The sequence below is a fragment of the Pantoea sp. FN0307 genome (genome assembly GCF_050113815.1).
Taxonomy (GTDB): domain Bacteria; phylum Pseudomonadota; class Gammaproteobacteria; order Enterobacterales; family Enterobacteriaceae; genus Mixta; species Mixta alhagi.
Genome location: NZ_JBNJSO010000001.1, coordinates 357322 through 373891, shown reverse-complemented (window position 1 = coordinate 373891; position 16570 = coordinate 357322). Strand labels below are relative to the sequence as shown.

Annotated in this window: 16 protein-coding genes; 5 read left to right on the top strand and 11 right to left on the bottom strand. The window is 58.0% G+C overall.

The window, feature by feature from the left end; translation table 11 throughout:
• Window positions 1–6: 6 nt before the first annotated feature.
• Window positions 7–1140: a 4-phosphoerythronate dehydrogenase PdxB gene (pdxB, locus tag ACQE3Z_RS01775; protein WP_426971841.1), complete on the bottom strand. Its 1134-nt coding sequence runs from the start codon at window positions 1138–1140 to the stop codon at window positions 7–9.
• A gap of 61 nt (window positions 1141–1201) precedes the next feature.
• Window positions 1202–1990: an AraC family transcriptional regulator gene (locus ACQE3Z_RS01770; protein WP_426971840.1), complete on the bottom strand. Its 789-nt coding sequence runs from the start codon at window positions 1988–1990 to the stop codon at window positions 1202–1204.
• 128 nt (window positions 1991–2118) lie between these two features.
• Here ACQE3Z_RS01770 and ACQE3Z_RS01765 point away from each other — a divergent pair, with 128 nt between their 5' ends.
• Both ACQE3Z_RS01765 and flk read left to right on the top strand, forming a co-directional pair.
• Entirely contained in the window at window positions 2119–3021 is a 903-nt protein-coding gene (locus ACQE3Z_RS01765; protein ID WP_426971839.1) for a DMT family transporter, read from the top strand.
• Window positions 3022–3222: 201 nt separating this feature from the next.
• Window positions 3223–4269 carry a flagella biosynthesis regulator Flk gene (flk, locus tag ACQE3Z_RS01760; protein ID WP_426971838.1) on the top strand — a complete coding sequence of 349 codons (1047 nt, stop codon included), beginning with the start codon at window positions 3223–3225 and terminating at the stop codon, window positions 4267–4269.
• On the opposite strand, the gene ACQE3Z_RS01755 is transcribed toward flk, so the two are convergent.
• Complete coding sequence (locus ACQE3Z_RS01755) at window positions 4270–4722, bottom strand: rhodanese-like domain-containing protein (protein ID WP_426971837.1); 453 nt, start codon at window positions 4720–4722, stop codon at window positions 4270–4272.
• 87 nt (window positions 4723–4809) lie between these two features.
• On the opposite strand from ACQE3Z_RS01755, the gene ACQE3Z_RS01750 reads away from it, so the two are divergent.
• A complete protein-coding gene (locus ACQE3Z_RS01750; RefSeq protein ID WP_426973033.1) occupies window positions 4810–6234 on the top strand; it encodes a PLP-dependent aminotransferase family protein in 1425 nt (474 codons plus the stop codon).
• A 30-nt stretch (window positions 6235–6264) separates the two neighbouring features.
• Here the strand turns inward: ACQE3Z_RS01750 and ACQE3Z_RS01745 are convergent, their stop codons facing one another.
• Together ACQE3Z_RS01745 and fabB are read right to left on the bottom strand one after the other, a co-directional pair.
• Complete coding sequence (locus tag ACQE3Z_RS01745) at window positions 6265–7458, bottom strand: arabinose transporter (protein WP_250650478.1); 1194 nt, start codon at window positions 7456–7458, stop codon at window positions 6265–6267.
• Between the two features lie 170 nt (window positions 7459–7628).
• Window positions 7629–8846, bottom strand: coding sequence for a beta-ketoacyl-ACP synthase I (fabB, locus tag ACQE3Z_RS01740; protein ID WP_426973031.1), 1218 nt, complete (start codon window positions 8844–8846; stop codon window positions 7629–7631).
• A 158-nt stretch (window positions 8847–9004) separates the two neighbouring features.
• Between fabB and mnmC the strand changes: the two genes are divergently transcribed.
• A complete protein-coding gene (gene mnmC, locus ACQE3Z_RS01735) occupies window positions 9005–11014 on the top strand; it encodes a bifunctional tRNA (5-methylaminomethyl-2-thiouridine)(34)-methyltransferase MnmD/FAD-dependent 5-carboxymethylaminomethyl-2-thiouridine(34) oxidoreductase MnmC (RefSeq protein WP_426971836.1) in 2010 nt (669 codons plus the stop codon).
• Window positions 11015–11244: 230 nt separating this feature from the next.
• On the opposite strand, the gene ACQE3Z_RS01730 is transcribed toward mnmC, so the two are convergent.
• The 6 genes from ACQE3Z_RS01730 to prmB all read right to left on the bottom strand — a co-directional run bounded on the left by ACQE3Z_RS01730 (window position 11245) and on the right by prmB (window position 15847).
• Window positions 11245–11526 (bottom strand): YfcL family protein, encoded by a 282-nt coding sequence (locus ACQE3Z_RS01730; protein WP_085070971.1) that lies wholly within the window; start codon window positions 11524–11526, stop codon window positions 11245–11247.
• A gap of 29 nt (window positions 11527–11555) precedes the next feature.
• Window positions 11556–12104 (bottom strand): elongation factor P hydroxylase, encoded by a 549-nt coding sequence (locus ACQE3Z_RS01725; protein WP_085070970.1) that lies wholly within the window; start codon window positions 12102–12104, stop codon window positions 11556–11558.
• A gap of 64 nt (window positions 12105–12168) precedes the next feature.
• Complete coding sequence (locus ACQE3Z_RS01720; protein ID WP_426971834.1) at window positions 12169–12972, bottom strand: sulfite exporter TauE/SafE family protein; 804 nt, start codon at window positions 12970–12972, stop codon at window positions 12169–12171.
• Window positions 12973–12980: 8 nt separating this feature from the next.
• Window positions 12981–13805 (bottom strand): penicillin-insensitive murein endopeptidase, encoded by an 825-nt coding sequence (gene mepA / locus ACQE3Z_RS01715; protein WP_426971833.1) that lies wholly within the window; start codon window positions 13803–13805, stop codon window positions 12981–12983.
• A 2-nt stretch (window positions 13806–13807) separates the two neighbouring features.
• Window positions 13808–14893, bottom strand: coding sequence for a chorismate synthase (gene aroC / locus ACQE3Z_RS01710; RefSeq protein ID WP_426971832.1), 1086 nt, complete (start codon window positions 14891–14893; stop codon window positions 13808–13810).
• Window positions 14894–14914: 21 nt separating this feature from the next.
• Window positions 14915–15847 carry a 50S ribosomal protein L3 N(5)-glutamine methyltransferase gene (gene prmB, locus ACQE3Z_RS01705; protein WP_085072313.1) on the bottom strand — a complete coding sequence of 311 codons (933 nt, stop codon included), beginning with the start codon at window positions 15845–15847 and terminating at the stop codon, window positions 14915–14917.
• Between the two features lie 166 nt (window positions 15848–16013).
• Here prmB and smrB point away from each other — a divergent pair, with 166 nt between their 5' ends.
• Window positions 16014–16562, top strand: a complete 549-nt coding sequence (gene smrB / locus ACQE3Z_RS01700; protein WP_250650483.1) for an endonuclease SmrB — start codon at window positions 16014–16016, stop codon at window positions 16560–16562.
• Window positions 16563–16570 lie beyond the last annotated feature (8 nt).

Here is a 16570-nt window from a genome sequence, read left to right as displayed (position 1 = left end):
TAAGGGTTATGCTGGCTGATGGACCGCATTAAAGCCCAGCTTTTGCAGCAGCGCCGCCGCGTCAGCGTTATCACACTCAACCCGCAGCGATGACCATTCGCGTCGTTCCAGATATTGCTTGCGCAGGCGATCAAATTCACCGGGCTGGCCTGCGACTTTTCTCAGCGGCGCATCATCGCGGCGCACATCATACACCAGATGCGCCAGACGTTTTAGCGTTGGCTGATCCAGCGGGCCGCGCAGCGTAATGCGATCAAACTCCGGCGCAGGCAGCAGCGTCTCCAGCGCCACCTGCTGCGCCTGACCGATAAAGCGCGTCCAGGCTTCAAATACCTGCGTGGTGCCGCGCGCTTTTCCTTCCAGCGTATAGCCAGCAATATGCGGGGTGCCGATATCTACCCGCTCCAGCAGCGCCACGTTCAGATCCGGCTCCGGTTCCCACACATCCAGCACCACGCTTAAATCGCGACGCTGCTGCAGCACCCGCAGCAAGGCGGCGTTATCCACCACCGATCCACGGCAGGCGTTGATTAAAATCGAGTCCGGCTGCAACGCCTGCAGCAGCGTTTCATCGGCCAGGTGCAGCGTCTGATAAGGCCCCGCTTTATGCAGCGGCGTATGGAAGGTCAGCACATCCGCTTCCGCCACCAGCTTCTCCAGTGAATGAAACTCACCCGCGTCGCCGCGATCGGCACGTGGCGGATCGCACAGCAGCGTCTTAATGCCCAGCGCTTCGAGCCGTTTTTGCAGACGCCCGCCAACGTTGCCGACGCCCACAATCCCCACGGTGCGATCGCTTAGCTGAAAGCCATCGCGTTCCGCCAGCATCAGCAGTGCAGAAAAAACGTATTCCACTACGGCGATGGCGTTGCAGCCGGGCGCAGCGGAAAAGCCAATCCCGGCGCGCGCCAGAAAATCCTTATCGACATGATCGGTGCCCGCCGTGGCGGTGCCAACAAACTTTATCCCTTTGCCGCCCAGCAGCGCCTCATTCACCTTGGTGACCGAGCGTACCATCAGCGCATCCGCATCGTTCAGTGCCTCGGTGGGAACGGGCCGACCAGGTACCGCAACCACTTCCCCGGTGCGGCTAAATAGCTCACGGGCATAAGGCATATTTTCATCTACCAGAATTTTCACAACGGCTTTCCTGCATCAGCTGAAAAATTGGCGGTTATGTTGCCATATCCAGACAGGGAATTCATGCCGCGACGTGCCGTCCACGCGCCCGGTAGCGTTCCGGCGTGGTGCCCGCCTGCTGCTGAAACATAACGATCAGCGCGGAAGAGGAACTGTAGCCCAGTTCCAGCGCAATATCCTGCACCTGCATCCCCTGCTCCAGCAGCGAAATTGCCTGCAGGAATCGCAGCCGCTGTCGCCACTCGCTAAAAGTCATCCCCAACTGAGCCTGGCAGCGCCGCGCCAGCGTACGCTCGGTGGTATAGACCTGCTTCGCCCACTGCGCCAGCGTACGGTTATCACCGGGATAGTTTTCCAGCGCCTGCAGCACCGGCGCCAGATATTTATCATCGGAGCGCGGCAGATAGCTCTCCTGCACTGGCGCCTGCAACAGTTGATCCAACACCACTTCGCAGAGGCGTAAATCAGCCGTGATCTGCGGTATATGCAGCTGCCGCGCGGCAAAATCGGCCATAATCGCCTTAACGATCGGACCGCTTTGGATCAGACAAGCCTGCTGCGGCATGCCGACGCAGCATTCCACAGCGATATTAAAGGTCAGTAGCCGGGTATGCTTATGGTTATAGCTGGCATGTTGATGCTCAGGCGGGATCCAGACCGGGAACGCGGCGGGCGTCAGCAGACGTTTGCCCTCCACCTCTATCTGTAATACGTTCCCTTCGACAAAAATTAGTTGCCCCCAGCGGTGCGCGTGCGGCAAATATTCCGTACGGGCATTGGTTTGCTCATAACGCAGGAAGAAACGGAAATCGCTGGCAAAGGCGGGTTCCTGATAAACAAGCTGAACCATCTTTTCTCCCGGCTGCGCCGAACGCCTGTCTGTCCGGTCAGTGATACATTTTGTCTGATATTAACTATCTGTCTGAAAACGGACAAGCGTACACTGTCCACTATTGATTCAAAGACGTTGAAACCATTATGAGCTTTTTATTTCCCCTGTTTGCGGTGCTGATCTGGTCGGTTAACGCCATTGTCAGCAAGCTTTCCGCTGGCGCTATCGATCCGGCGGCCATCTCCCTTTATCGCTGGCTGCTGGCGCTGCTGGCGCTAACGCCCTTTGTGCTGCCTGCCGTCTGGCGCAACCGTCGTGAGGTGGCGCAGGTATGGTGGAAGCTGCTGGTGCTTGGCCTGTTGGGTATGGTGCTGTACCAGTGTCTGACCTATTACGCAGCGCACAGCGTGACTGCTCTGTTTATGGGCATTCTGAACGCGCTGATCCCGCTGCTGACGGTACTGTTAAGCGTGGTTATTCTGCGTGTTGCGCCGACGCTGGGAATTCTGCTGGGAAGCCTGCTTTCATTCGGCGGGCTGACCTGGCTGGTAAGCCAGGGGAACCCGGCTCAGCTGCTGACGCACGGCATGGGCAAAGGCGAACTCATGATGTTTGCCGCCTCAACCTCGTACGCACTCTATGGTGTCCTGACCCGGCGCTGGGCGCTTACCCTGCCGGGCTGGCAAAGCCTCTATATGCAGATTTTCTTCGGTGTACTGTTGCTACTTCCTGGCTTTTTACGTGCGCCGGATATCAGCCTGAACGCCCAGAATATCCCGCTGGTGCTGTTTGCCGGTATTCCCGCCTCGATTATCGCGCCGTTCCTCTGGATCCAGGGTGTACTGCGCATGGGTGCCAGCACCACCAGCATTTTCATGAATCTGGTGCCGATATTTACTGCGATAATTGCCGTTCTGTTTTTGCATGAAACCCTGCAAAGTTATCATTTTATCGGCGGCGGCATTACGCTGCTTGGCGTGATTGTGGCGCAGCGCCTGCGCATACCGCTGACTGCCGCTCAGCGTGCGGCTAACGATCCAGCGGCCTGACGCGCTAAGATTGTACGCTTTTTCCGCGCTGAATCGGGCCGGTGCTGCGACTTCCCCGCATCTGCCCGTAATAAACGCCGCCGGTAATGAATTATCCCACCTGATTCCCTACATTTTCCGCGCCAGGATTGGTATCATAGCCGACTATTCTACTTTTCCGGCGCGCCCCGGATATTGACCTGCCGTTTTAAGGATTCCGCCATGCAACCTCTTACTGGCCCCGGCGCGCCCCAGGGCGATCGTACTACTGTACCCGGCGTATCCGGCCAGGCCCCGCGCAGCGGCGGCACGCCCGGCGAGCAACCGCTTTCTCCTGGCCAGCGCACTACGCTGGAAAGGCTGGTGGTGCGCATTATGTCGCTCAGTACCCTGAAAGCGCCTGAGCTGTGGGCGGGATTACGCCGCGAGGTGGGAGTGAAAAACGATGCCGAGTTGCAGTCGCGCCACTTCCCCGCTGCGGAAAACTTCCTTAATGGCAGGCTTACGCAGGTACAAAATAATCACGCGACCCGCCAACTGTTACACCAGCTGACCGAGCTGCTGCCGCAGGGCAATAATCGCCAGGCCGTTAGCGATTTTATCCGCCAGCATTTTGGTCATACGGTGCTCAGTTCGCTGTCGCAGGATCAGCTACGTCAGGTGCTGACCATGTTGCAGAACGGTCAAATGACCATTCCGCAGCCGCAATTAACGCGCAACAGCGATCGCTCGCTGCTGCCTGCAGAACATCAGACGCTGAATCAACAAGTGGTCAAACTGGCGGCCGCAACCGGCGAGCAGCCCTCAACGGTCTGGTCATCGACCCTGAAGCTGGTCGGTCTGAAAAGCGGCGATCCTATCCCGTTACGCCACTTTCCGCTGCTGACGCAATATTTGCAGGTTCGTCAGACACTGAGCCAGCAGCATGCCCCGACGCTGCATATGCTGGAGGCCGCGCTGAAGCATCCGCTGGATAACGCTGAACAGCAGATGTTAGAAACGTACAGCCTGCAAAATTTCCAGGCGACGCCGCAGACCATTCTGACTACCGCGCAGGCGCAGGATCTGCTGAACCTGCTGTTTTCCCGTCGCGCCGAGCGCATTAGCGACAGCGAGACGCCGCGGGCAGCCAGCGATATTAATCCGCAACCCATCTATAACCCGCTGGTTCCCTGGCTTCCGGCGCCGCTGCAGCCGCTGGCGAACCGGCCTGCTCTGGCTGCGCTGATAGTGCTGCTGGTTATTGGCCTGCTTTGGCTGCTGTTTTAATTAACAGCCGCAGTCACGCGCCGTAGCCTGCTGCGGCCATTTGCCAGGGCTATCTCCCGTTACAACCGGATGCTGGTCGCGACGCCAAAAATCGAGTCCGCCGATCAGCTCCTTTACCCGCAGCCCGGCGCTGGCCAGTTTCCACGCCGCCTTAGTCGAACCATTGCAGCCGATGCCATCGCAGTAGGTGATATAGACCTTGCTGCGATCGAGGCGCGCCAGACTCTCCGGCGTCATATCGCGATGGGGAAAATTCACTGCGCCGCAGATATGCCCGGCCTGCCACGCCTGCGCTGAACGCGCATCTATTACCACGATCTCCGTTACACCATTGGCTAAGTCTTCAGCTACGTCCCATGCATCCGCATAATGCGCCAGTTTATGCGCCAGCCAGGCTGCGCTGGCCTCCGCTTCAGGTGGGGGGAAAGCCAGAACGCTGGAAGTGATTGACATGTTTTTTCTCCGTTGGTTTTTCTGCCATCATAGCGGCTCTCTGGTATGATGACTGATACCGATTATTCTTTGCTGATAAGACCCATTATGGCCTCGCTTAGCGCACGTATCTCCATGCTTTATGCTACCCAAACGGGCGCGACCCGGCGTGACCGGCTCTGCGGCGCGCTGCGTCAGACCATTAGCGAAGGCAGTCTGCCAGCAGGAAGCCGTCTGCCCTCTTCGCGTTTATTGGCCGCTGAGCTAAAACTGTCACGGGTAACGACAGAGGCCGCCTACGGCCAACTGGAAAGCGAAGGCTATCTGCATCGCAAAACCGGCCAGGGAACGTTTGTCGCTATTACGGTGCGCGCTCCCGCTGCCAGCAGATCCGCCGCCGCGTTGCCCTTTACCCCTTCAGCACGAGCGGCAACGGTCATCGCCAGCGGAGGCTGCCAGGATCCGCCCTTTCCTCACGCTTTTGCCGCTGGCTCGCCGGAACTGCGCGCATTTCCTCACGAGCTGTGGCGCAGGCTCACCGCTCGCCAGCAAAGAGTGCATGGCAACACCCTGATGCGTTATGGCGATCCACAAGGCTGGCTGCCGCTGCGTCAGGCATTAAGCATCTGGCTGGCTCAGGCGCGCGGCGTGTGCTGTGAGCCTGAGCAGCTGCTGGTGTTAACCAGCTCACAGCAGGCATTACAGATGCTGGCGCTGCTACTGCTCGACAGCGGCGAAGAGGTGTGGATGGAAAATCCGGGCTATCCCGGGGCACGCCACGCTTTTCATAGTGCAGGCGCGCACGTGACTGGCATAGCGGTTGATGAGCAGGGAGCCATACCCGGCGACGGTACGCCACGGCTTATCTATCTGACGCCCTCGCATCAATATCCCATTGGCCCGGCGCTTAGCCTTGAACGTCGGCTGGCGTGGCTGGCGCTGGCGGAAAAGCGGCAAAGCTGGATTATCGAAGATGATTACGACAGCGAATTCTGGTACGACGCGCAGCCGATGCCCGCCATGCAGGGACTGGCGCCACAGCGCACCATCTATCTTGGCACCTTTTCCAAATCGCTGTTCCCTTCGCTGCGTCTGGCATGGATGGTGGTGCCTGAGCCGCTGGTGACGCCGCTGATCCGTTTACGAAGCGTGATGGATGGGCACAGCGCACAGCTGCCGCAGGCGGTGACCGCAGCCTTTATTGAGCAGGGCCATTACGCAGCGCATCTGCGGCTGATGCGCCAGCTTTATCACAGCCGGCGTGATCTGCTGCAGGAACGGCTTGCCGAGCTGTTGCCCGACCAGCTGGAGGTGCTGCCCTGCCGTGGCGGACTGCAGATGACGGTTTTACTGCGTAAAGGGAATGAAGCTGAGCTGACCGCACGAGCGGCGGCGCAACAGCTGCTGTTGCCGCGTCTGGCACCCTGCTGGCTCAACGATATGCCGGAACAGCAGGGCTGGCTGCTGGGGTTTTCCGCGCTGGAGCGCGCGGAAATCATCAGCGGCGTGAACCGGCTGGCGGGCCTGTTCTGAATCTATGCCCGCCAGTAATGATAAACGCTATTATGGTGCGGATGGTGTTTTTACCTGACGCACCATTAACAGCGACAGCAGCAGGCCAAGCAAAGCACATGCGGCAGCGGCAAAATAAACCGAGCCATACCCCAGCGAGGTCGCCAGCAGGCCGGTCAGCGGTCCGCTGATGCCGTAGGCCACATCCTGAAAGGCAGCGAATCCGCCCAGCGCCGTGCCTCGCACCTGCGGCGCTACGCGTTTCACCACTTCCACGCCCAACGCCGGGAAGACCAGCGAACAGCCGCAGCCGGTCAGCGCCGCGCCCGCCAGCGCCATCCAGCCGTTGAATGAAAATCCCAGCAGCACCAGTCCAGCCGCCTCAATGGCCAGTGAAGCTACCGCAACGCGCACGCCGCCCAAACGGTCAGGCAAGTTGCCAAAAAAGATGCGCATCAATACAAAAGCACCGCCAAAGGCGCTCAGAGCAAAACCCGCATTGCCCCAGTGACGCTCTGCAAACCATAGCGAAGTAAAGGTGCCAATGACTGCAAAACCCACGCCCTGCAGCGCCAGCGCGCTGCCCGGTGACAGAATTTGCCCCACCACGCGCCACAGCGATGGGCGTTCGCCGCTCTGGGTTGGAACCGCCCGGATCCTGCTGTTCAACCCCAGTGCCAGCAGCGGCAGGACAAGCGCAACGATGCCCAGCCCGCTAAACCCCCAGTGCGCATGGATCCACAGCCCCAGCGGCGCGCCAGCCGCCAGCGCACCATAGATGGCCATGCCGTTCCAGGACATTACAAGGCCGGAGCGCTTCGGCCCGACCAGCCCCAGTCCCCAGGTCATGTTGCCGGTCAACAGCAGGCTTTCGCCAAACCCTAACAGCAGTCGTCCCAGCGCCAGCAGCGCGAATTTCCCTGCCGCTGGCAGCGCCAGCTGAGCCGCCAGCAAATAGGCGACGCCAACCAACGCGATTGCCATCATGCCCTGCTGGGTAGTGATTTTTGCGCCGTGGCGATCGGCCCGCTTGCCGGCCAGTCCACGCGTCAACAGCGTGGCGAAAAACTGGATACCCACCGCCACGCCGACCATGAGATTGCTGTAACCCAGCTCCTGATGTACAAACAGCGGAATAACCGGCAGCGCCAGGCCTGCGGTCAAATAGGTTAAAAATACCGCGAAGGAGGTGCAGGCAACTAAAGCCGTACTCCGGGAAGATGAATTGATTGTCGTCTCGGACATTCGTCATGTATCTCCTGAATATTGCGGACGCAGGTCAGTTACCGCGTCCATCACGCCAGCAGAGCACTGGTCTGAATGCGTTGGTAACGTGAGAGTTTACGCAATATCATGACGATAGCAGATTGCAGATACAAAAAAGCCCGGCTTTCGCCGGGCTTTTCATTAAACGATTACTGATATTTACGCAGCGTCAGCGTTGCGTTGGTGCCGCCAAAGCCGAAGCTGTTGGACATCACCGTGGTCAGTTGACGTTCGGTTGGCGTGGTAACGATGTTCATTCCTTCCGCCACCGGATCCAGCTCTTCCACGTTAATGCTTGGCGCGATAAAACCGTGCTCCAGCATCAGCAGGGTGTAGATCGCTTCCTGTACGCCTGCGGCACCCAGCGAGTGACCGGTCATGGCTTTGGTTGCGGAAATGGCCGGCTGGTTCTCGCCAAACACTTCACGAATCGCACCCAGTTCTTTCGCATCGCCAACCGGCGTTGAGGTGCCGTGGGTATTGATATAGTCGATAGGGGTATCCACGCCCTGCGTCGCCATTTTCATGCAGCGCACTGCGCCTTCGCCTGACGGGGCAACCATATCAGCGCCGTCGGAGGTTGCGCCGTAGCCCACGATCTCTGCGTAGATATGCGCGCCACGCGCCAGCGCATGTTCCAGCTCTTCAACTACAACCATACCGCCGCCGCCAGCGATAACAAAGCCGTCACGGTTGGCATCATAAGTACGGGACGCTTTTTCTGGCGTGTCGTTATAACGGGTAGAAAGCGCGCCCATGGCATCAAACTCACAGGCCATTTCCCAGCACAGCTCTTCGCCGCCGCCGGCAAAAACGATATCCTGTTTACCCAACTGGATCTGCTCTACCGCGTTACCGATACAGTGCGCGGAAGTGGCGCAGGCGGAGCTAATGGAGTAGTTAACGCCGTGGATTTTGAACGGCGTCGCCAGGCAGGCAGAAACGCCAGAGGCCATCGCTTTGGTTACTACATATGGACCCACTGCTTTCAGGCCGCGCGGGCTACGCATAGCATCAGCGCCAAACACCTGGAAACGCGGAGAACCGCCGCCGGAACCGGCAATCAGGCCCACACGCGGATTATTTTGGTAGGTTTCGTCGCTCAGCCCAGCGTCTTTAATCGCTTCAGCCATTGAAAGATAGGCATAAATGGACGCATCACTCATAAAACGCACGATTTTGCGATCGATGAGGCCGGTGGTATCAAGCTTAACGTTACCCCAGACGTGACTACGCATGCCGGAATCTTTCATCTCTTGAGAGAAGGTAATGCCAGAGCGACCTTCACGCAGAGATGCCAGGACTTCTTCCTGGTTGTTGCCAATGCTGGAAACGATTCCCAGGCCAGTAATCACTGCACGTTTCATCAAATACCTCTTCCATCATCATAATTAGGTTTTAGCAGGCACTCTAGCTTACACTTGTACGCCGAACAAGTCCGATCAGCAAAATAGTTGTGTAAATTTGCGTGATGTGACCGCTCTCGCTAAAATCGCGGCACTGCCTGATAAGTGAGCCATTCCCGTTGAAAAACATTCCGATAGAACATGCAAAACTGGACTGGAACGATCAGGGTACACCTGTATCCCGAGAATTTGACGACGTCTATTTTTCTAACCAGAACGGTCTGGAAGAGACCCAGTATGTCTTTCTGGGCGGCAATAATCTGCCCGCCCGCTTTGCCACGCATTCACGCGCCTTATTTATTGCCGCAGAGACCGGTTTTGGCACCGGCCTTAATTTTTTGACGCTGTGGCGCGCTTTTGATCGCTTTCATCAGGCGCGCCCGCAGGCAACTTTGCAGCGCCTGCACTTTATCAGCATGGAGAAGTTTCCGCTGACTCAGCAGGACCTCGCGGCCGCCCACAGAAGCTGGCCAGAACTGGAGCCATATGCTGCACAACTGCGTCAGCAGTGGCCATTGGCGCTACCTGGATGTCATCGTTTGCTGTTGGATGGCGGACGCGTCACGCTGGATCTCTGGTTCGGCGATGTTAATACGCTTATTCATCATTTTGATGACAGCCTGCTGCGTAGCGTGGATGCCTGGTTTCTTGATGGCTTTGCGCCCTCTAAAAACCCAGAGATGTGGACGCCCGCGCTGTTTGAGGCGATGGCGCGACTGGCGCGCGCTGACGGCAGCTTCGCCACCTTTACCGCCGCTGGTTTTGTGCGGCGTGGACTGCAACAAGCGGGCTTTGCAGTGACCAGGCGTAAAGGTTTTGGTCATAAACGTGAAATGCTGTGCGGTACGCTGGCTGATGCGCCTGCTCTGCCCCGTTCCGCTCCCTGGTATGCGCGCACTCCTGCCACTGGCGAGGAGATTGCTCTTATCGGCGGCGGTATCGCCAGCATACTGCTGGCGCTGGCGCTGCTGCGCCGTGGCAAACGGGTTACGCTCTACTGTGCTGACGATGCGCCGGCGCAAAACGCCTCCGGTAACCGTCAGGGCGCGCTCTATCCACTGCTTAACCAGCACGATCCGGCGCTGGCTCAGTTTTTCCCCGCCGCCTTCAGCTTTGCGCGGCGGCTCTATGACAGCCTGCCGGTGGCTTTTGCCCATGACTGGTGCGGCGTAACGCAGCTGGCGTGGGATCAAAAGAGTCACGATAAAATTCAGCATATGCTGGCAATGGGGCTGCCTGAAGCTCTGGCGCAGGGCGTGGATGTCGGGCAAGCCGAACAGCTTGCAGGCGTGTCGCTCGGCTGCGGCGGCATTCATTATCCTGCTGGCGGCTGGCTGGCCCCGGCAGAGCTCACCACGGCGCTGTTTACGCTGGCTCAGCAGCAGGGACTACAGGTTCACTGGCAACATCGCTTAGAGCAGCTGGAAAAAACGGATAACGGCTGGCGGCTACGGTTTGCCGACGCGTCGGATCAGCAGCATCAGAACCTGGTGCTGGCGAATGGTCATGCCATTAGCGCGCTGGCGCAAAGCGCTAAGCTGCCGGTCTATCCGGTTAGCGGCCAGGTGAGCCATATTCCAACCGCGCCCGGTTTAACCGAACTCAGGCAGGTGTTGTGTTATGAAGGTTATCTGACGCCGGTCAGCCCGCAGTTTAATACCCACTGCATTGGTGCCAGCTATCATCGTGGCGATACCTCGGTGCATTATCGTGAAGAGGATCAGCAGGAGAACCGTCAGCGGCTACGGCACTGTCTGCCCGCAAGTGAGTGGACGGAAGCGGTGGACGTGAGCGCCGGTGAGGCCCGCAACGGCGTGCGCTGCGCAACACGCGATCACTTACCGATGGCGGGCAATCTGCCGGATTACGAGTCGCTTTTAGCGTGCTATGCCAATCTGCCGCAGCAGCGCGACGCGCTGGCAGAGATAACGCCTGCTCCAACATGGTCGGGATTGTTTGTGCTGGGCGCGCTGGGCTCACGCGGTTTATGCAGCGGCCCGCTGGCGGCTGAAGTGCTGGCGGCGCAGTTGTGCGATGAGCCGATACCGCTGGATCGCGATACGCTGGCGGCCCTTAACCCCAATCGTTACTGGGTGCGAAAACTACTGAAAGGCAAGCCGGTGAGCTGACGGCAGTTTGTACGTACAGGAAATGTAAAAAGCGGCCTGCGGGCCGCTTTTTACTCTCACTCCGCACCCACAGCGCGGGGAGGCCCGGCAGAAGAGTAAAGCGTCCCACGCCAGGGAAGGCGCGGGCCGAGCTGTCAGGGATGACGTTTTTTACGTCTTTACGATCGGCCTGGCCTCCCCGTGCAGTCACGGTATAAGGTCAGTTACTCTTCGCCGTTTTTTTAATAAAACTAGGCGGGCTGGCGCGCCTGCAAAAACAGATTATCCCACATGCCGATCACCAGCGCCTGATCGCGCGGCGAGAGTTCACCGGCGGCAATAGCGTTTTGCAGGCTGTTTTGCACCTGGATCTGTAGCGCCTCTGCAGTATGTTCGCCGCTCTTTTCCAGCTCCACTACCGCCAGAGTGAGGTGACCGCGCAGGTAGCCACTGGCAAATAGCTCATCATCGCTGGCATGCTCGACCATATCGTCAATCAGGGCCAAAATACGCGTTTCAAATTCTGCGATCATCTCAATTCCTCATTATGTCGCGCCTCCGTTCAGCGCAGATCTTCCGGCCAGGGAAACTGCGCCGCCGTCAGCGGGGGCGTGTGATAAAAACGCTGTAGTTCAGCGATAAAACGGGCCGGGCGCGCCGGAATACCGTTTTCAAGATAGTGCATTACCTGAGCATAAACCTTACGCTGAAACGCAATGCGATCCGGCTCATGATCGCCATTGAGATTGTCACAACTTACGTTGAAGGGAAAGCCCGCCGCGACGCTGAACATCCACTCCAGCGCCTGCGGTTTAATCTCAACGGATTCAAACTGATTTTGCGTGGCGGCGTCACGTCCATCGGGGCAATACCAGTAACCAAAATCAACCAGCTTGCGACGCTCGGCACCGGCAATACACCAGTGAGATATCTCATGCAGCGCGCTGGCGTAATAACCATGCGCAAACACCACGCGATGCCAGGGTGACGTTTCATCCGCCGGAAGATAAATCGGTTCATCGTCGCCTTTAATTAGACGCGTCTGAAAATCATCCTGGAAACAGCGATCGAATACGCTAATCAGGTCCTGATAGTGGTGCGTTGTGTTCATATACTTATATGTCTGCTAAAAAAAACGCGCAAATTGTCGCATTATGCATGCGCATTGACGAGCATTATCCAAAAAGGTGCGTGAGCCAGCGACCAATGGCAGCGCCGTAATCTTCATACAGCAGCTTGCTGCTCATCACCACCGAAACAATTACTACCATCGGACGGATCAGCTTCTGTCCGCGCGACAGCACCATCCGCGCGCCCAGACGCGCGCCGCAAATTGAACCCAGCAGCATCACCAGCCCCACACCCCACACCACTTTGCCGCCCATGATAAAAAACAGCAGGCTGGCGAAGTTAGAGGTGAAATTGAGGACTTTGGCATGCGCGGTGGATTTGGCCAGATTGAAACCGGCCAGCGTCACGAAAGCCAACGCATAAAAAGAGCCGGCCCCCGGCCCGAAAAAGCCATCGTAAAAACCAACCGTGCCGCCCGCCACCAGCGCAAACGGTAGGCCGTACAGGCGGCGCTGCCGATCTTCTTCGCCTAAGCGCGGCATTAGCAGAAAGTAAAGGCCAATACCGATAATCAGCAGCGGCAATACCTGACGCAAAAAGTCGGAGCGCACATGCTGCACCAGCAGCGTGCCGCAGACCGCGCCGATAAAGGTCATCGCGATATTCAGACGGTGCTCACGCAGCAATACCGCGCCGCGTCGGACAAAATAGAGGCTGGCGGAGAAAGAACCGCCAACCGCCTGCAGTTTGTTGGTCGCCAGCACCTGAGCAGGCGTTAGCCCGGCTGACAGCAGCGCAGGCACGGTAAGCAGGCCGCCGCCGCCAGCAATTGAATCGATAAACGAAGCCAGCATAGCGACAAAAAACAGCACCGCTATCATCTGCGGCGTGACAACCAACCAGTCCATGTAAGGTCCTAAAGTAAATGTTTATCCAGCAGCGCCTGACAGGATGGCGGCAGCGGCGGCGGTTCACGCTTCACTGGCGCTCCGCTGCCTGGTTTTTTCGGCAAAAACCAGCTTTCCAGCTCGGCATCGCAGCCATCGCCCGGCGGCGGCGGCGCCTGATCCTGACACTCCAGGCTATCCGGCGGACAACGCAGGCGGACATGCATATGGGCACGGTGGGCAAACCACGGGCGCACCTTGCGCAGCCAGTCGCGATCGCTACCGGCATCAGCGCAGAGCTGCTTTTTGATCGCCGGATTGACAAAAATGCGCGTGACCTGCTCATCTTTCGCTGCCAGTTTAATCAGGCTACCGATCTCCGGCTTCCAGTGACGCGCCACGACGCGCTTACCGTCGGCGCTCACCAAATCAAGCGGTTGCGGCTTCAATAGCATCTGCGGCGTCCAGCGTTTTTTCGGTAGCTGCAGCCAGATATCAACATCCAGCCCGCTCTGATGGCTGGCATGACCGCTGCTGAAGCGCCCGCCCGCCGCCATGCCCATATCGCCAATCAGCACCTGCCCCAGCCCCAGATTATGGACCTGAGTCGTCAGGCGCTGGATAAACAGGATCAGGTCAGGATGACCAAAATAGCGTCGCTGATCCGGGCGCATTACCTGATAAGCGGGATTATTCAGCGGCAGCGGCTGTGCGCCGATAACACATCCGTTGGCGAATGCGCCAATCGCCTGCGGCGAGCCGGGGATCGGCGAAGTAATGCGCTGCCACGGCGTGGCCGCCAGCGTCGACGCGCTAAACAGCAGCGCGCCCAGCATAAGAAGCGTTTTTTTCATCATTACCAGCGAGGAATGGTGGTAGAAACGTCAGCGCACTGCGCACGGTGGCGCAGCAGATGATCCATCAGCACGATCGCCATCATTGCTTCCGCGATCGGCACCGCACGGATCCCTACGCAGGGATCGTGACGCCCTTTGGTGATCATCTCCACCTCATCACCCGTGCGGGTGATGGTTTTACCCGGCACGGTAATGCTGGAGGTGGGCTTCATCGCCAGATGGGCAATCACCGCCTGGCCGCTGCTGATGCCGCCGAGAATGCCGCCCGCGTGGTTGCTCTGGAAGCCGCTGGCGCGGATCTCATCGCGATGCTGACTGCCACGCTGATTCACCACGGCAAAACCGTCGCCGATCTCAATCCCTTTCACCGCATTGATGCTCATCAGCGCGTGGGCCAGATCCGCATCCAGACGGTCAAATACCGGCTCGCCAAGGCCGACCGGCACATTTTCCGCCACGACTGTCACTTTCGCGCCAATCGAGTCGCCCTCTTTCTTCAGCGCCCGCATCAGCTCGTCCAGTGCTTCCAGCTTGTCGGGATCGGGACAGAAGAAGGGGTTTTGCTCAACCTGATCCCAGTCTTTCAGCTCGCAGGCAACATCGCCAATCTGCGCCAGATAGCCCCGCACCTGAACGCCAAACTTCATCTGCAAATATTTTTTCGCAATAGCACCAGCTGCAACGCGCATCGCCGTTTCGCGTGCGGAAGAGCGCCCGCCGCCGCGATAGTCACGCAGGCCATACTTTTGCTCGTAGGTGTAATCGGCATGGCCCGGACGAAACAGATCTTTGATTGCGCCGTAATCCTGCGATCGGTGATCGGTATTTTCAATCAGTAACCCAATACTGGTGCCGGTGGTGACGCCTTCAAACACGCCGGACAGAATGCGTACCTGATCCGGTTCACGCCGCTGGGTGGTATAACGCGAGGTGCCCGGGCGTCGCCGGTCAAGATCCCGCTGTAAATCCGCTTCGGTTAGCGGAATGCCTGGCGGTACGCCGTCAACGATACAGCCCAGCGCAATGCCATGCGACTCACCAAAGGTGGTGACGCGAAAAATCTGTCCAATCGTGTTGCCTGCCATCTCGGCTCCGTTATTGTGCGATTAATCTTTGAAGAATTTGAAATGATGCTGTGCGTCGATAATTTGCTGACGGGTCAGCATAAACACACCGTCGCCGCCGTTATCAAACTCCAGCCAGGTAAAGGGCACGTCAGGATACTGCTCCATCATATGCACCATGCTGTTGCCTACTTCGCAAATCAGCACGCCATCCTCCTGCAAATAGTCTGGCGCGCAGGCGAGGATGCGCCGCACCAGCTTCAGACCATCGCTGCCTGCTGCCAGCCCCAGCTCCGGCTCATGCCGGTACTCGTTGGGCAGGTCATCCATATCATCCGCATCAACATAGGGCGGATTGGTGACAATCAGATCGTACTGCAGCCTGGGCAGGTCGCGGAACAGGTCGGAGCGGATTGGCGTAACCTGATGAATCATACCGTGCTCGTCAATATTCTGCTCGGCAACCGCCAGCGCATCAATTGAGAGATCCACTGCATCCACTTCCGCCTCTGGAAAAGCGTAGGCGCAGGCGATAGCGATACAGCCGCTGCCGGTACACATATCCAGAATATGCTGCGGCGCGCGATTTACCAGTCCGGCGAAACGGCTATTGATCAGCTCACCAATTGGCGAACGCGGCACCAGCACGCGCTCATCAACATAAAACTCATGACCGCAAAACCAGGATTTATTGGTGAGGTAGGCCACCGGTATCCGTTCGTTAACACGGCGGATAACGCGCTCAACGATACGGTGGCGCTCACTGGAGGTCAGGCGCGCGTTGCGCATCTCCTCAGGAATATCCAGCGGCAGGTAAAGGGTAGGCAGAACCAGCTGAACAGCTTCGTCCCAGGGATTATCCGTGCCGTGGCCGTACCAGATATTGGCGGCGGCAAAACGGCTTACCGCCCAGCGCAGCATGTCCTGAATGGTATGCAGTTCATTCACTGCCTCATCGACGAAAATTTTGTCCACGTTGCCCTCCACAGGCCGTTCCGTAATTACGGCGGGTAGTTTGCCATGAAGCGGGCAAGAATTCAGCGCGGCGAGGTGAAAAAGCTGACTTTTGTTTACAATGCGGGTTATCGTAGCCCACAGGCCGTGCAGCCTGCGACTTTCAACCAGCAGATAATTGAAGATTATGAAGAAAAAAGAGCAGCTCAGCGATGATGATAAAGCGCTGTTTCGTCAGCTGATGACCGGCACCCGCAAGCTAAAGCAGGATACCCTGGTGCATAAGCCGGTGCGTAAAAAAGCAGAGGTTTCGCTGAAGCGTCAGCTGTCGGAACAGGCGGATAACAGCCACTATTTCTCAGATGAGTTTCAGCCGCTGCTGGCAGAGCAAGGTCCGGTACGCTATGTGCGCAGTGATGTCAGCCATTATGAATTAAAAAAACTGCGGCGCGGCGACTATACGCCGGAAATTTTTCTCGATCTGCATGGGTTAACGCAGCAGCAGGCCAAACAGGAACTGGGCGCGCTGATCGCCGCCTGCCGGCGCGAACATATCTTTTGCGCCAGCGTGATGCACGGTCACGGCAAGCATGTCCTGAAGCAGCAAACACCGCTGTGGCTGGCACAGCATCCTTTTGTGATGGCGTTTCATCAGGCACCTAAAGCCTTTGGGGGCGATGCGGCCTTGCTGGTGCTGATTGAAGTAGAAGAGTGGCAACCGCCAGAGTTACCCTGACGGCCGAG

What these genes read in the sequence shown, in the direction of transcription:
- ACQE3Z_RS01755 (WP_426971837.1), bottom strand. Translation starts at nt 4,722, where the DNA reads ATGTCAATCACTTCCAGCGTTCTGGCTTTCCCCCCACCTGAAGCGGAG.
- ACQE3Z_RS01725 (WP_085070970.1), bottom strand. Translation starts at nt 12,104, where the DNA reads ATGAACACAACGCACCACTATCAGGACCTGATTAGCGTATTCGATCGC.
- fabB (WP_426973031.1), bottom strand. Translation starts at nt 8,846, where the DNA reads ATGAAACGTGCAGTGATTACTGGCCTGGGAATCGTTTCCAGCATTGGC.
- aroC (WP_426971832.1), bottom strand. Translation starts at nt 14,893, where the DNA reads ATGGCAGGCAACACGATTGGACAGATTTTTCGCGTCACCACCTTTGGT.
- ACQE3Z_RS01770 (WP_426971840.1), bottom strand. Translation starts at nt 1,990, where the DNA reads ATGGTTCAGCTTGTTTATCAGGAACCCGCCTTTGCCAGCGATTTCCGT.
- ACQE3Z_RS01720 (WP_426971834.1), bottom strand. Translation starts at nt 12,972, where the DNA reads ATGGACTGGTTGGTTGTCACGCCGCAGATGATAGCGGTGCTGTTTTTT.
- ACQE3Z_RS01750 (WP_426973033.1), top strand. Translation starts at nt 4,810, where the DNA reads ATGGCCTCGCTTAGCGCACGTATCTCCATGCTTTATGCTACCCAAACG.
- ACQE3Z_RS01745 (WP_250650478.1), bottom strand. Translation starts at nt 7,458, where the DNA reads ATGTCCGAGACGACAATCAATTCATCTTCCCGGAGTACGGCTTTAGTT.
- mepA (WP_426971833.1), bottom strand. Translation starts at nt 13,805, where the DNA reads ATGAAAAAAACGCTTCTTATGCTGGGCGCGCTGCTGTTTAGCGCGTCG.
- ACQE3Z_RS01730 (WP_085070971.1), bottom strand. Translation starts at nt 11,526, where the DNA reads ATGATCGCAGAATTTGAAACGCGTATTTTGGCCCTGATTGACGATATG.
- ACQE3Z_RS01765 (WP_426971839.1), top strand. Translation starts at nt 2,119, where the DNA reads ATGAGCTTTTTATTTCCCCTGTTTGCGGTGCTGATCTGGTCGGTTAAC.
- flk (WP_426971838.1), top strand. Translation starts at nt 3,223, where the DNA reads ATGCAACCTCTTACTGGCCCCGGCGCGCCCCAGGGCGATCGTACTACT.
- smrB (WP_250650483.1), top strand. Translation starts at nt 16,014, where the DNA reads ATGAAGAAAAAAGAGCAGCTCAGCGATGATGATAAAGCGCTGTTTCGT.